Source organism: Pseudomonas sp. MCal1 (assembly GCF_026341415.1).
Classification (GTDB): Bacteria; Pseudomonadota; Gammaproteobacteria; order Pseudomonadales; family Pseudomonadaceae; genus Aquipseudomonas.
Window position 1 is genome coordinate 201,100 of sequence record NZ_JAKUMP010000004.1, and the last position, 12,235, is coordinate 213,334.

Sequence of the window (12,235 nt, forward strand, 5' to 3'; positions counted from 1 at the left end):
TCAGACAGCACATTTATTGGCTGACGGTAAGCGTTCGCGAGCAAGCTCGCTCCCACAGGGAGCAGAGGTGCGATTCAACCTTTCATGCTTTGAAAATGCGCGAGCATCCGTTGCGCATCCGGCACCCTGCCGCTGAACAACTCAAACGCCTTCACTGCCTGAAACACCGCCATGTTGCCGCCATCCAGGGTTCGGCAACCCAGGGCGCGGGCGTTGCGCAGCAGTTCGGTTTCCAGCGGGAAATACACGATCTCCGCTACCCACAACTCGGGTCGCAACAATGCCGCCGGCACGGGCATGCCGGGTAATTTGGCCATGCCCATCGGCGTGGTGTTTACCAAGCCGTCGGCCCGACTCAACGTGCTCGCCAGATCAAGCCCGGCAACCGCCCGACCGGCACCCAAATGCTGGTTGAGGTTGTCGGCCAGACATTCGGCGCGCTCCATGTCCACATCAAAAATGCTCAGTTGCTGTACGCCTTCGCTCAACAAGGCGTGGGCCACTGCCGCGCCTGCGCCACCAGCGCCCATCTGGACTACACGTTCGCGGGCGACGTCTGGCAGGCCGCGACGAAAACCTTCGGCGAAACCCAGGCAATCGGTGTTGTGGCCGACACGTTTGCCGTCCTTCAGCACCACCGTATTCACGGCACCGATGCCTCGGGCTTCCGGGGACAATTCATCGAGCAGCGGGATGATTGCCTGCTTGCAAGGGAAGGTGATGTTCAGCCCGGTGTAGTTCATCCGCTCGGCGGCCAGCAGCAGGTCGGGCAGGGCGTTGCTGTCCAGTTGCAGTTGATCGAGATCGATCAGCCGGTACAGGTAACGCAGGCCCTGTTCGTCCCCCTCATGCTCATGCAGGGCCGGGGTGCGGGAGGCCTGGATGCCGGCGCCGATCAGTCCGGCGAGTATCACGTTGTTGCGATTCATGCGGATCGCCCCTTCAGCCGCTGGCTGAAATGTTCCAGGGCCAGGCGATAGCCGTGGCTGCCGAAGCCGCACATCACCGCCGTGGCGATGGCCGAGACGAACGAGTGATGACGGAACGGCTCGCGGGCGTGGACGTTGGACAGGTGCACTTCGATCACCGGCAATTCGCTGGCAACCAGGGCGTCGCGGATCGCGACCGAAGTGTGTGTCCAGGCGGCCGGGTTGATGACGATGCCGGCGCAGCGCTGACGGGCGCCGTGAATCCAGTCGAGCAGTTCGCCTTCGTGGTTGGTCTGGCGAAACTCCACGGCCAGGCCGAATTCTTCAGCGGCGCGCCCGCACAGGGCTGAGATGTCGGCCAGGGTTTCGTGACCGTAGGTCGCCGGTTCACGGGTGCCGAGCAGGTTCAGGTTCGGGCCGTTGAGCACCAGAACGATAGGGGGCATGAGGCAAACTCCACTTATTGTTTTTGGCTTGGGCCGAGTTTTCGACCTGTGGAGTTAAATTGTACTAGATGGTTACTTTAATCAATTGCTCTGCATCGACAGCCCAGTTTTGTGTGCGGTGATCGCACACAGGCGAGATCAGTTCGGCAACTGCTCGACCAGAAAATCGATGAAAGCCCTGACACGCAGCGGCATGTGGCGATTCTGCGGGTACAGCAAGGTGAATGGGCGCGAGCGTCCGCTGTAGGGTTTGAGCACTTCAATCAGCGAGCCGTCGGCCAGTTCCTTTTCGACGATAAAGCGATAGGTCTGGAACAACCCGGCACCGTGCCTGGCCAGGGTCACGCCACCGAGCACATCGTCCGAGCAGCAGAAATTGCCCTCGGCGAGGATTTCCCGTGGCGCGTCTTCGTCGTAAAACAGCCAGGTGATCCGCCGCCCGCTGCTGGGCAGTTCGTACTGGATGCACTCGTGCTGTTCGAGGTCTTCGAGGGTCTGCGGCGTGCCGGCACGTTTCAGGTAGTCGGGGCTGGCGACCATCACCAGCGCCGCGTCTTCCAGATGGCGGGCGATCAGGCCTGAGTCCGGAATCGCACGCACACGGATCGCCATGTCGTAACCCTCGCCGACGAAGTCGATGTTGCGATTGCTGATGTGCATGTCGACTTTCACCTGCGGGAATCGCGCACGAAAGGCAGGCAGCAGCGGCAGGATCCGGTGATGGGCATAGGTCGTAGGAATACTGATACGCAGGGTGCCGGACGGTTCCTGCTGTCGGCCCATGACTTCCCGTTGCGCCTCCACCAGTTGCGCCAGCGCCTGACGGCATTCTTCGTAATAGCGCCGGCCGCTGTCGGTCAGTTTCACGCTGCGGGTGGTGCGCGCGAACAACCGCACGCCCAGGCGTTCTTCCATGCGTGATACCGAGCGGCTCACCGCTGCCGGCGTCACCGAAGCCGCCTGCGCCGCACCGGTGAAACTGCCGCACTCGGCGGCCAGGCAAAACAACTCGATGCTGCCCAGCTGAAGATCGTCGAAGTGTCGCTGCATGATTGATTACACCGGGGAATGAGTCTTCGTATGTAGCAAATACGCGGTCGCTGCGAAAGAACTGCTTACCATTTTGCGCGGGGCTTTTGCGGCTCCCGCACTAGGCTCGAAAGGTAGCGGCTGCCGCAGGCCTGGGCGCCGGTGGTCGGATTTGCCAGGGAATGGCAAGTGTTGAAACTTTTAAACCTAACGGATGGGTAGCATGAAGGTATGCAGTTACAAAGGACTGTCAGTGGTGATCATGTTGCATGACGAACATTGTCCGCCCCACGCACATGTGGATGCGGGCGCCTGGAGCGCCCGCTTCAAATTCAGTTTCTGGCACAACGGCGTTGAACTGTGGGATGTGGTGCCGTTGTCGCATCGACCGCCGGTCAGCCTGCTTGAAGGGCTGCGCCAGTCGCTGCGTGAAACCGATCATCTGCGGCGGGCGCGCTGGATCTGGTGGACTCGATTGCGCACCGCCTGCCTCGACAATCAGTGGTGGGACGGGCAGTCGAATCAGGTGGCGGTGCTGCGGGAGGTCACCAGCACGAGTTTCAGGATCGGATCGGCGCATTACGAGCCTGAGGTCAACAAAACCCTGTTGGCCCTGGTCGGCGCCAACGAAGGAGTGGAAATAGAATTATGAAAACAGTCAAAGCCACGCTGCACGCGGATCGGCCCGTCACCGAAAAACGTCTGGACGAAGCGGTCGACCGTGGTGGCGTGCGCCGACGCAGCAGCCTGCAAGCCGTGTCGGTGGCCTTTGAGAAACCGTGTCTGGTGATTCGCTTCGAGGACGACAGTGGCGTGCTGCTGCCAGTGAATCTCTACCGTGAATTCGATGATTTCGAACCCGAAGACTTCAGCGGGTTGAACGTAGGCTTCGCCGGCACCGCCCTTTGCCACGACGGCAAGGACTTGCAGGTTTCCATCGCCGGCATGATCTCCGCCAGTCAGCCATTGATGGCCATGGCCGCCTCGGTGATCGCCTCCCGTAATGGCCGCCAGAGCAGCACCGCGAAAGCTGAGGCCGCACGGGCCAACGGCAGGAAGGGCGGGCGCCCGCGCAAGATCGATCCCGTGCCTTGAGCAGGTACAAAAAAGCCGTCGATGAGGACGGCTTTCTCGTATCTGCACCTGCGATCAACGCCGGGTCAGCAGCACACCGGATTCCATGTGGTGGGTCCACGGGAACTGGTCGAACAGCGCGCAGCGAGTGATGCGGTGCGTGTCGTGCAACTGGGCGATGTTGGCCGCCAGGGTCTCCGGGTTGCAGGAGATGTACAGGACGTTGTCGAAGCGACGGGTCAGCTCGCAGGTGTCCGGATCCATGCCGGCCCGTGGCGGGTCGACGAACACGCTGCCGAACTCGTAGCTTTTCAGGTCGATGCCGTGCAGGCGACGGAACGGACGAACTTCGTTCAGGGCTTCGGTCAGCTCTTCGGCGGACAGGCGCACCAGCGTAACGTTGTCCACAGCGTTTTCAGCCAGGTTGCTCAACGCAGCGTTGACCGAGGTCTTGCTGATTTCGGTGGCCAGCACTTTGCGCACGCGTGTTGCCAGCGGCAGTGTGAAGTTGCCGTTGCCGCAATACAGCTCCAGCAGATCGTCGCTGCGATCGCCCAGTGCTTCATATGCCCAGTTGAGCATTTTCTGATTCACGGTGCCGTTGGGCTGGGTGAACGCACCTTCCGGCTGGCGATAGCTGAAGGTGCGACCGCCGACGTCGAGTTTCTCGACCACATAATCGAGGCCGAGCACTTCGCGCTTGCCCTTGGAGCGACCGATGATGCTGACGCCCAGGTCCGCCGAGAGCTTGGTGGCCGCCGCGTGCCAGTGTTCGTCCAGTGGACGGTGGTAGCACAGGGTGATCATCGCGTCGCCGGCCAGGGTGGTCAGAAACTCCACCTGAAACAGCTTGTGGCTCAGCGCTGCACTGGCCTGCCAGGCCGCTTTCAATTGCGGCATCAACTGGTTGATGCGCAGGCTGGCGATCGGGAACTCTTCGATGAGGATCGGCGTGCGTTTGTCGTCCTGGGAAAACATCGCGTAATGCCGCTCACCGCCCTCGCGCCACAGGCGGAATTCGGCGCGCAGGCGGAAGTTCTGCAGCGGCGAATCGAACACCGTTGGCTCCGGCGCATCGAACGGGGCCAGCAGGTCACGCAGGCGCGTGACCTTGTCTTCGAGTTGTGCGGCGTAGGCCTGGGAATCAAAAGTCATGCGTTGAACCAACCCAGCTTGATCACGAACAGAATCGACAGGATCACCAGCGCCGGGTTCAGCTCACGGGCGCGGCCGGACAGCAGTTTGATCGCAGTCCAGGCGATGAAGCCGAAGGCGATGCCGTTGGCGATGGAATAGGTGAAAGGCATCGCCAGGGCGGTGACCACGACTGGCGCGGCGACGGTGATGTCTTCCCAGTCTATTTCCGCCAGGCCCGAAGTCATCAGCACGGCGACGAACAGCAGCGCCGGCGCGGTGGCAAACGCCGGTACGCTGGCGGCCAGTGGCGAGAAGAACAGCGCCAGCAGGAACAGTATCGCGACGACGATGGCGGTCAGGCCGGTGCGGCCGCCGGCACTCACGCCCGCAGCGGATTCGATGTAGCTGGTGGTGGTCGAGGTGCCCAGCAGCGAGCCGGCCATCGCAGCGGTACTGTCGGCGATCAGCGCACGGCCCATTTTCGGCATGTGGCCGTCCTTGCCCATCAGGCCGGCACGCTTGGCGACACCGATCAGGGTGCCGGAGTTGTCGAACAGGTCGACAAACAGGAAGGCGAAAATCACGCTGACCAGACCGATGTCCAGCGCACCCTTGATGTCCAGTTGCAGGAACGTCGGGGCCAGCGAAGGTGGCATCGAAGTCACGCCGCCGAACGGGGTGAAGCCCATTACGATCGAGACGATGGTCACCACCAGAATGCCGATCAGCACCGCGCCGCGCACTTTCAGCGCTTCAAGGGCAACGATCAGGGCAAAACCGAGGGTGGCGAGGATCGGGGCCGGTTGTTTCAGGTCACCGAGGCCGACCATGGTCGCCGGGTTGCCGACCACGATGCCGGCGTTGTGCAGGGCGATCAGCGCCAGGAACAGGCCGATACCGGCGGCAATCGCCGAACGTAGCGGCAGCGGAATGCTGTTGATGATCCATTCACGGATGCGGAAGATCGACAGCAGGAAGAAGCACACGGCCGAAATGAACACCGCGCCCAGCGCCACTTGCCAGGTATGGCCCATGTGCAGCACGACGGTGTAGGTAAAGAAGGCGTTCAGACCCATGCCTGGCGCAAGGGCGATCGGGTAGTTGGCGATCAGGCCCATGACCGTGGAGCCGATGGCGGCTGCCAGACACGTGGCGACGAACACCGCGCCTTTGTCCATGCCGGTCTCGCCGAGGATGCTCGGGTTGACGAACAGAATGTAGGCCATGGCCAGGAAGGTCGTGACGCCCGCCAGAATCTCGGTCCGCACGTTGGTGTTGTGTGCCTTGAGTTGAAACAGCCTTTCCAGCATGTCTGCTCCCCGTGGCGCGCGTGGCGCCGTGAATGTATCGACCTCAACAGCAAAGCACAGACCGTCGCAAGCGCCTGGAAAATTGTGGTGGGCCGGAAAAAGCCGCGCATCATACCAGCAGCGTGAGGAAGATGGCGGATGTTGGTGTCGATCGTCGGCGAAGTTTTGCACCACGGCCAAGTACGCCATACTGCGCGCTGTTTTTTCGGGGATGGATCGCATGACCAAGGGTTGGATGAAGAGCGCTGGATTGATGGCCTTGCTGCTGGCCGGTGCATCGGCGGCACTCGCGGCGTCGGCACCGCCATTGAGCGAGGTGAAAGTCATCAAGGTTCAGTCGTCGTCCTGCGGGCTCGAAGACATTACCGATGGCCAGGTGCAGACCCGTTGCGATCACAGCGCGCCGGGCATCAAAGTCTATGTGCTGGAAATCGGCTACGGCCAGAGCCAGCCTCAGGCAGCGCTGGACGGTTTCGAAGTGAACGGCACCCGGAGCCCGGTCTGTGCTTTTGATAACGGCAACCTGACCGAATGTACGCCAGGTGCGAAAACCGTCGGTTCGCTGTACACCTTCGATCTGGCGGCCCGTCAGGAAGGCACCTTTACCTTCAGCAACACGTCGATCAACGCCCCGCGCAACACGATGTCGACCCAGCTTTACATCAAGTAACGGCTGTCGCCGACCAAGGCAGGGCAAAGCTGACTACGCTTTAAAGATCACCCAGCGGATGGCGCCCATGACCTTTAGAGCCCTGATTACCCTCGCCGAGGGCATCGATGATCTGCAATGCGTAACCCTGATCGACGTGCTGCGCCGCGCCGGCGTCGAAGTGATGGCGGCCAGCATCGAGGGCCGGCGCATGCTGACCTGTGCCCGAGGCACGCGCCTGACTGCCGACGGCATGCTCATTGATGTGCTGGCCCAGACCTTCGACCTGATCGTCCTGCCCGGTGGCGCGGTCGGCGCACAACACCTTGCCGCGCACCAGCCCTTGCAGCAATTGCTCAAGGATCAAGCCAGCGCCGGACGCCTGTTCGCCGCAATCGCCGACGCTCCGGCGATCGCGCTGCAAAGCTTCGGTGTATTGCGACAACGCCGCATGACCTGCCTGCCCGCCACCAGCCATAACCTCTCCGGTTGCACGTTTGTCGATCAACCGGTGGTGGTCGACGGCAATTGCATCACCGCCCAGGGTTCCGGCGCAGCACTGGCGTTCGCCCTGACACTGGTCGAGCAACTGGCGGGCAAGGCCGTCAGAGCGAAGGTGGCGGGGGAGTTATTGGCCTGAGAGCGTCAGGCGTGAGCAGCGATTGGTTGAATGGCTGGCTGCTCACGGTGCTCGGCTTGCCAAAGGTCGTAATCGGTTTGAACGCCTAGCCACATACGAGCCTTGCCAATCCCCGCGCGTTCCAGACGGACGGCCAGATCCGGGCTGATCGGCGCATGCCCGTGCAGGACACGAGAAAGGTGGGGACGAGCGAATCCAAGATGCCGAGCCAATTCGGTGACGCTGATACCAAGCTCCGGCAATACATCCATCAGCAGCGTTTCACCGGGGTGTGGCGGGTTGTGCATGGGCATGAGCCTGCCTCCTGTCAGTGGTAATCCAGATAATCAACCAGTTCGATATCCGACCCTGCAAATCGAAAGATAACCCGCCAGTTCCCGGACACACTGAGTGACCAGTATTCGCAAAGCTCCCCTTTCAGTGGATGCAGACGCCAACCGGGAAGATCCAGATCCCCCGGAACGGCGGCCCGATCCATGAACTGCAGCATGCGCGACAGCCGTTTAGCGTGATCGGCACGAATCCCGCGAGTCGAACCGGTTTCATAGAAGCCGCGAAGGCCTTTGTGCTGAAAGGATTTGATCATGAAGCGAGTGTAAGGCGATACATTACACTCAATGCGGTATCTATGTACCGCATCTTTTCGAGCTGATTATGCTTGGCGGGTTTATTCCGCAGGTGGCAGCGGTGCAGCTAAGCCTTCACCTCTTCCACCGGCACATGCATTCGGTCGCGGTTGGCCAGGGTCGGGAACAGTTTGATCCAGGTCCCGGTTACCACCAGCGTACCGATCCCGCCCATCACCACTGCCGGTACAGTGCCGAACCAGTGGGCGGTGAGGCCGGATTCGAATTCGCCCAGTTGGTTCGAGGCGCCGATGAACAGGCCGTTCACGGCGCTGACCCGGCCGCGCATTTCATCCGGGGTTTCCAGTTGCACGAACGAGGCGCGGATCACCATGCTGATCATGTCCGCCGCGCCGAGCACCACCAGCACCGCCAACGAGAACCAGAACGAAGTCGACAGACCGAACGCGATGGTGGCGACACCGAATACGCCGACGGCAGTGAACATCACCCGACCGACGTTGCGTTCAACGGCAAACCGCGCCAGAAACAACGACATCATCAACGCCCCGACCGCCGGCGCCGAGCGCAGCAATCCCAATCCCCACGGCCCGGTCAGCAGAATGTCCTTGGCGAACACCGGCAACAGGGCCGTTGCACCGCCGAGCAGCACCGCGAACAGGTCCAGCGAAATCGCCCCGAGAATGTCCGGGCGGCTGCGAATGAAGCGAATCCCCGCCAGCAACGAATCCAGTGTCGCCTTGCCTTTGTTCAGCGGTGTTTGCCGCGCGGGCAGGTTGAGCATCAAGGTACACGCGATGACGTACAGAACGACGGTGGGGCCATAGACCCAAACGCTGCCGAAGGCATAAAGCAGACCGCCAAGCGCCGGGGCGACGATGGTGGCCGATTGCTGCGCCGACTGCGCGGCAGCGACGGCCCGTGGGAACAGCGTGCCGGGCACGATGCTCGGCAGCAGCGCCTGGGTGGTCGGCATTTCGAAGGAGCGCGCGGCGCCCAGCAGGAACGCCAGGATAAAGATCATTTCCCGGGTGACATGGTCGGTGGCGCTGCCGATGGCCAGTGCCAGAGCGATCAAGGCTTGCAACGACTGACAGATCGCCGCGACCTTGCGTCGGTCATAGCGATCGGCAACGTGGCCGGTGTGCAGCATGAACAACACCCGTGGGGCGAACTCCACCAAACCGACCAAGCCAAGGTCGAGCACGTTGCCGGTCAGTTGATAGAGGTTCCAGCCGATCGCCACGGTGAGCATTTGAAAACCGCTGGCGGTGAAGATCCGGGCAAACCAGAAAGCAAGAAAGGGACGGTGGTGACGTAACAGCAAGGGCTCTTGGCTGGGCATTTGCGGGCCGGTCTTGATCGAGGGGAATCGCGAGATTATCACCAGTCTGTAACAGGAAGTTGCTATGACAGAAAATTTAGTTAGCCAGACATCGATTTTTCCGAGAGTACGTGGCCAAGGATGTTTCGCGGCGTTGCCGGGGCTGTGAGGCAACTTGTCACGCGGCAAAAGACCACGCGGTTCTCCGTCGGAAATGGGACTACTCTTTCAACGTTGATTGATCCAGATCAAGACCCTTCGTGGAGATGATCGCGGACCCGTCGGCAGACTCCCTGCGTCGCGATGCCTGTAAAAAGAAGAACGAATCCGAGTTCGCCGCACTCCATACCCGTGGGGGCAGTGGTTCAAGGCCGCCAGTCCTGGAACCGTTATCTGATAGAGGAAAGCTTATGTTCGGTTTAGAGGCCCTGGATCTCGCCCGAATTCAGTTCGCGTTCACCATCTCGTTCCACATCCTGTTCCCGGCGATCACCATCGGTCTTGCGAGCTATCTCGCGGTGCTGGAAGGCCTGTGGCTGAAAACCCGCAACGACACCTACCGTGACCTCTACCATTTCTGGTCGAAGATCTTTGCCGTCAACTTCGGCATGGGCGTGGTCTCGGGCCTGGTCATGGCCTACCAGTTCGGCACCAACTGGAGCCGCTTCTCGGACTTCGCAGGTTCCGTTACCGGGCCGTTGCTGACGTATGAAGTGCTCACGGCGTTCTTCCTCGAGGCCGGTTTCCTCGGCGTGATGCTGTTCGGCTGGAACAAGGTCGGGCGCGGCCTGCACTTTTTCTCCACGGTGATGGTGGCCATCGGCACGTTGATTTCGACCTTCTGGATTCTCGCTTCCAACAGCTGGATGCAGACCCCGCAGGGCTTCGAGATCGTCAACGGGCAGGTCATTCCAACCGACTGGCTGGCAATCGTTTTCAACCCTTCGTTCCCGTATCGCCTGATGCACATGGCGACTGCCGCGTTCGTCGCAACGGCGTTCTTCGTCGGTTCCTCGGCGGCCTGGCACCTGTTGCGCGGCAAGGACAACCCGGCGATTCGCACCATGTTGTCGATGGCGATGTGGATGGCGTTGATCGTTGCGCCGATCCAGGCGGTCATCGGTGACTTCCACGGCCTCAACACCCTTAAGCACCAGCCGGCGAAAATCGCTGCGATCGAAGGCCACTGGGAAAACGTCGGCAACGAGGCGACGCCGCTGATCCTGTTCGGCTGGCCGGACATGAAGGAAGAGAAAACCAAATACGCGGTCGAGATCCCGTACCTCGGCAGCCTGATTCTGACCCACTCGCTGGACAAGCAGGTGCCGGCGCTCAAGGAATTCCCGCCTGAAGACCGGCCGAATTCGACCATCGTGTTCTGGTCGTTCCGGATCATGGTCGGCCTCGGTTTCCTGATGATCTTCACCGGCCTCTGGAGCCTGTGGCTGCGCAAGCGCGACACGCTCTACACGTCGCGGCCGTTCCTGTACCTGGCGTTGTGGATGGGGCCGTCCGGCCTGATCGCGATCCTGGCGGGCTGGTTCACCACTGAAATCGGTCGTCAGCCGTGGGTGGTCTACGGGCTGATGCGCACGGCGGATGCGTCCTCCAACCACAGCTTCATGCAGATGAGCATCACGCTGATCATGTTCGTGGTGGTGTATTTCGCGCTGTTCGGTGCGGGGCTGGGCTACATGATGCGCCTCGTGCGCAAAGGACCGAAAACCGACGAAGGCAAGGAAACCAACGAAGGTGGCCCTGGCCAGAAACGCACGCCGGCCCGTCCGTTGTCCGCTGCCGACGACGATGGCGCCGAACACGACCGCAGCCTGACCAAGGAGATTTGAGTCATGGGTATTGATCTTCCGCTGATCTGGGCCGTGATCATCATCTTCGGGATCATGATGTACGTGGTGATGGACGGTTTCGACCTGGGGATCGGGATTCTCTTCCCGTTCATCCCCGGCAAGACCGACCGGGACGTAATGATGAACACCGTCGCCCCGGTATGGGACGGCAATGAAACCTGGCTGGTACTGGGCGGCGCGGCGTTGTTCGGCGCGTTCCCGCTGGCCTATTCGGTGGTGCTGTCGGCGCTGTACCTGCCGCTGATCTTCATGCTGATCGGGCTGATTTTCCGCGGCGTGGCGTTCGAGTTCCGCTTCAAGGCCAAGGACGACAAGCGTCATTTGTGGGACAAGGCATTCATCGGTGGTTCGGTGGCGGCGACGTTCTTCCAGGGCGTGGCGCTGGGCGCGTTCATCGATGGCTTGCCCGTGGTCAACCGGCAATACGCCGGCGGCTCACTGGACTGGCTGACGCCGTTCACGCTGTTCTGCGGCGCCGCGCTGGTGGTGGCGTACGCGTTGCTCGGCTGCACCTGGCTCATCATGAAGACCGAAGGCAAGCTGCAGGAACAGATGCATGACCTGGCGCGTCCGCTGGCCTTCGTGCTGTTGGCGGTAATTGGCATCGTCAGTCTGTGGACGCCGCTGGCCCACCCGGAAATTGCGACGCGCTGGTTCAGCATGCCGAACCTGTTCTGGTTCATGCCGGTGCCGATTCTGGTGCTGGTGACGATGTACGGTCTGATTCGCGCGGTGGCACGCAATGCCAACTACATGCCGTTCCTGCTGACCCTGGTGCTGATCTTCCTCGGCTACAGCGGTCTGGGCATCAGCCTGTGGCCGAACATCGTGCCGCCGTCGATCTCGATCTGGGACGCCGCCGCACCGCCGCAAAGCCAGGGATTCATGCTGGTGGGCACGCTGTTCATCATCCCGTTCATCCTGGGTTACACCTTCTGGAGCTACTACGTGTTCCGCGGCAAGGTCACCCACGAAGACGGTTATCACTAGGCGTGATCACGATGGCGCCGAGAGCGGCGCCATCTCCCCTCAACCGGAGGATGCAAGCATGACCGGCAAACATTCCCTGCACGACATTGAAGAAGCCGAAAAAAAGCCGCTGTGGCAGCGGCTTGGCTGGTTGGCCATGATTTGGGTCGGCAGCGTCGGCGCATTGTTCATCGTCGCCAGCCTGATGCGCATGTTCATGAATGCAGCAGGCCTGACCACGCACTGAGACTTCCCATCCCGTTGCCTTGCGGC

Annotated in this window: 15 protein-coding genes; 7 read left to right on the forward strand and 8 right to left on the reverse strand. The window is 61.3% G+C overall.

Annotated features, from left to right (window positions below; translation table 11 throughout):
* Positions 1-74: 74 nt before the first annotated feature.
* The 3 genes from MKZ87_RS09200 to MKZ87_RS09210 all read right to left on the reverse strand — a co-directional run bounded on the left by MKZ87_RS09200 (position 75) and on the right by MKZ87_RS09210 (position 2,425).
* Positions 75-929 carry a shikimate dehydrogenase gene (locus MKZ87_RS09200; RefSeq protein WP_085703141.1) on the reverse strand — a complete coding sequence of 285 codons (855 nt, stop codon included), beginning with the start codon at positions 927-929 and terminating at the stop codon, positions 75-77.
* Positions 926-1,375: a type II 3-dehydroquinate dehydratase gene (gene aroQ / locus MKZ87_RS09205; protein ID WP_064382130.1), complete on the reverse strand. Its 450-nt coding sequence runs from the start codon at positions 1,373-1,375 to the stop codon at positions 926-928. The genes MKZ87_RS09200 and aroQ overlap by 4 nt, the downstream gene beginning before the upstream one ends.
* A 138-nt stretch (positions 1,376-1,513) precedes the next feature.
* Complete coding sequence (locus MKZ87_RS09210; RefSeq protein WP_085703142.1) at positions 1,514-2,425, reverse strand: LysR family transcriptional regulator; 912 nt, start codon at positions 2,423-2,425, stop codon at positions 1,514-1,516.
* A gap of 202 nt (positions 2,426-2,627) precedes the next feature.
* Here MKZ87_RS09210 and MKZ87_RS09215 point away from each other — a divergent pair, with 202 nt between their 5' ends.
* Positions 2,628-3,056 carry a DUF4160 domain-containing protein gene (locus tag MKZ87_RS09215; RefSeq protein ID WP_085697562.1) on the forward strand — a complete coding sequence of 143 codons (429 nt, stop codon included), beginning with the start codon at positions 2,628-2,630 and terminating at the stop codon, positions 3,054-3,056.
* Entirely contained in the window at positions 3,053-3,499 is a 447-nt protein-coding gene (locus tag MKZ87_RS09220; protein WP_085697561.1) for a hypothetical protein, read from the forward strand. Before MKZ87_RS09215 ends, MKZ87_RS09220 begins: the two co-directional genes overlap by 4 nt.
* Positions 3,500-3,553: 54 nt before the next feature.
* Here MKZ87_RS09220 and trmA read toward each other — a convergent pair whose 3' ends face one another.
* Positions 3,554-4,633, reverse strand: a complete 1,080-nt coding sequence (trmA, locus tag MKZ87_RS09225) for a tRNA (uridine(54)-C5)-methyltransferase TrmA (protein WP_266200687.1) — start codon at positions 4,631-4,633, stop codon at positions 3,554-3,556.
* Complete coding sequence (locus tag MKZ87_RS09230; protein WP_085697559.1) at positions 4,630-5,925, reverse strand: NCS2 family permease; 1,296 nt, start codon at positions 5,923-5,925, stop codon at positions 4,630-4,632. The genes trmA and MKZ87_RS09230 overlap by 4 nt, the downstream gene beginning before the upstream one ends.
* Before the next feature lie 220 nt (positions 5,926-6,145).
* Here MKZ87_RS09230 and MKZ87_RS09235 point away from each other — a divergent pair, with 220 nt between their 5' ends.
* Both MKZ87_RS09235 and MKZ87_RS09240 read left to right on the forward strand, forming a co-directional pair.
* Positions 6,146-6,595, forward strand: coding sequence for a DUF4879 domain-containing protein (locus MKZ87_RS09235; protein ID WP_085732881.1), 450 nt, complete (start codon positions 6,146-6,148; stop codon positions 6,593-6,595).
* A 67-nt stretch (positions 6,596-6,662) separates the two neighbouring features.
* Positions 6,663-7,214, forward strand: a complete 552-nt coding sequence (locus MKZ87_RS09240; RefSeq protein ID WP_266200690.1) for a DJ-1 family glyoxalase III — start codon at positions 6,663-6,665, stop codon at positions 7,212-7,214.
* A gap of 5 nt (positions 7,215-7,219) precedes the next feature.
* On the opposite strand, the gene MKZ87_RS09245 is transcribed toward MKZ87_RS09240, so the two are convergent.
* The 3 genes from MKZ87_RS09245 to MKZ87_RS09255 all read right to left on the reverse strand — a co-directional run bounded on the left by MKZ87_RS09245 (position 7,220) and on the right by MKZ87_RS09255 (position 9,146).
* Positions 7,220-7,507 (reverse strand): HigA family addiction module antitoxin, encoded by a 288-nt coding sequence (locus tag MKZ87_RS09245; RefSeq protein WP_045121630.1) that lies wholly within the window; start codon positions 7,505-7,507, stop codon positions 7,220-7,222.
* Between the two features lie 14 nt (positions 7,508-7,521).
* Positions 7,522-7,800: a type II toxin-antitoxin system RelE/ParE family toxin gene (locus tag MKZ87_RS09250; protein ID WP_085697557.1), complete on the reverse strand. Its 279-nt coding sequence runs from the start codon at positions 7,798-7,800 to the stop codon at positions 7,522-7,524.
* A 107-nt stretch (positions 7,801-7,907) separates the two neighbouring features.
* On the reverse strand, positions 7,908-9,146 hold the full coding sequence (locus MKZ87_RS09255; RefSeq protein ID WP_085697556.1) for an MFS transporter: 1,239 nt from the start codon (positions 9,144-9,146) through the stop codon (positions 7,908-7,910).
* Positions 9,147-9,535: 389 nt separating this feature from the next.
* On the opposite strand from MKZ87_RS09255, the gene MKZ87_RS09260 reads away from it, so the two are divergent.
* Genes MKZ87_RS09260 through MKZ87_RS09270 form a run of 3 tightly spaced genes read left to right on the forward strand, consistent with a single transcriptional unit; the run spans position 9,536 to position 12,209 of the window.
* The gene (locus MKZ87_RS09260) at positions 9,536-10,972 is read left to right on the forward strand and encodes a cytochrome ubiquinol oxidase subunit I (RefSeq protein WP_085697555.1); all 1,437 of its coding nucleotides are present in this window, start codon (positions 9,536-9,538) and stop codon (positions 10,970-10,972) included.
* A gap of 3 nt (positions 10,973-10,975) precedes the next feature.
* Entirely contained in the window at positions 10,976-11,983 is a 1,008-nt protein-coding gene (cydB, locus tag MKZ87_RS09265) for a cytochrome d ubiquinol oxidase subunit II (RefSeq protein WP_085697554.1), read from the forward strand.
* Between the two features lie 58 nt (positions 11,984-12,041).
* Positions 12,042-12,209 (forward strand): DUF2474 domain-containing protein, encoded by a 168-nt coding sequence (locus MKZ87_RS09270; protein ID WP_007950992.1) that lies wholly within the window; start codon positions 12,042-12,044, stop codon positions 12,207-12,209.
* Positions 12,210-12,235 lie beyond the last annotated feature (26 nt).

Coding starts and splice junctions, on each gene's coding strand:
- MKZ87_RS09220 (WP_085697561.1), top strand. CDS start 3,053: ATGAAAACAGTCAAAGCCACGCTGCACGCGGATCGGCCCGTCACCGAA.
- MKZ87_RS09215 (WP_085697562.1), top strand. CDS start 2,628: ATGAAGGTATGCAGTTACAAAGGACTGTCAGTGGTGATCATGTTGCAT.
- MKZ87_RS09200 (WP_085703141.1), bottom strand. CDS start 929: ATGAATCGCAACAACGTGATACTCGCCGGACTGATCGGCGCCGGCATC.
- MKZ87_RS09235 (WP_085732881.1), top strand. CDS start 6,146: ATGACCAAGGGTTGGATGAAGAGCGCTGGATTGATGGCCTTGCTGCTG.
- trmA (WP_266200687.1), bottom strand. CDS start 4,633: ATGACTTTTGATTCCCAGGCCTACGCCGCACAACTCGAAGACAAGGTC.
- cydB (WP_085697554.1), top strand. CDS start 10,976: ATGGGTATTGATCTTCCGCTGATCTGGGCCGTGATCATCATCTTCGGG.
- MKZ87_RS09240 (WP_266200690.1), top strand. CDS start 6,663: ATGACCTTTAGAGCCCTGATTACCCTCGCCGAGGGCATCGATGATCTG.
- MKZ87_RS09260 (WP_085697555.1), top strand. CDS start 9,536: ATGTTCGGTTTAGAGGCCCTGGATCTCGCCCGAATTCAGTTCGCGTTC.
- MKZ87_RS09210 (WP_085703142.1), bottom strand. CDS start 2,425: ATGCAGCGACACTTCGACGATCTTCAGCTGGGCAGCATCGAGTTGTTT.
- aroQ (WP_064382130.1), bottom strand. CDS start 1,375: ATGCCCCCTATCGTTCTGGTGCTCAACGGCCCGAACCTGAACCTGCTC.
- MKZ87_RS09250 (WP_085697557.1), bottom strand. CDS start 7,800: ATGATCAAATCCTTTCAGCACAAAGGCCTTCGCGGCTTCTATGAAACC.
- MKZ87_RS09230 (WP_085697559.1), bottom strand. CDS start 5,925: ATGCTGGAAAGGCTGTTTCAACTCAAGGCACACAACACCAACGTGCGG.
- MKZ87_RS09270 (WP_007950992.1), top strand. CDS start 12,042: ATGACCGGCAAACATTCCCTGCACGACATTGAAGAAGCCGAAAAAAAG.
- MKZ87_RS09255 (WP_085697556.1), bottom strand. CDS start 9,146: ATGCCCAGCCAAGAGCCCTTGCTGTTACGTCACCACCGTCCCTTTCTT.
- MKZ87_RS09245 (WP_045121630.1), bottom strand. CDS start 7,507: ATGCCCATGCACAACCCGCCACACCCCGGTGAAACGCTGCTGATGGAT.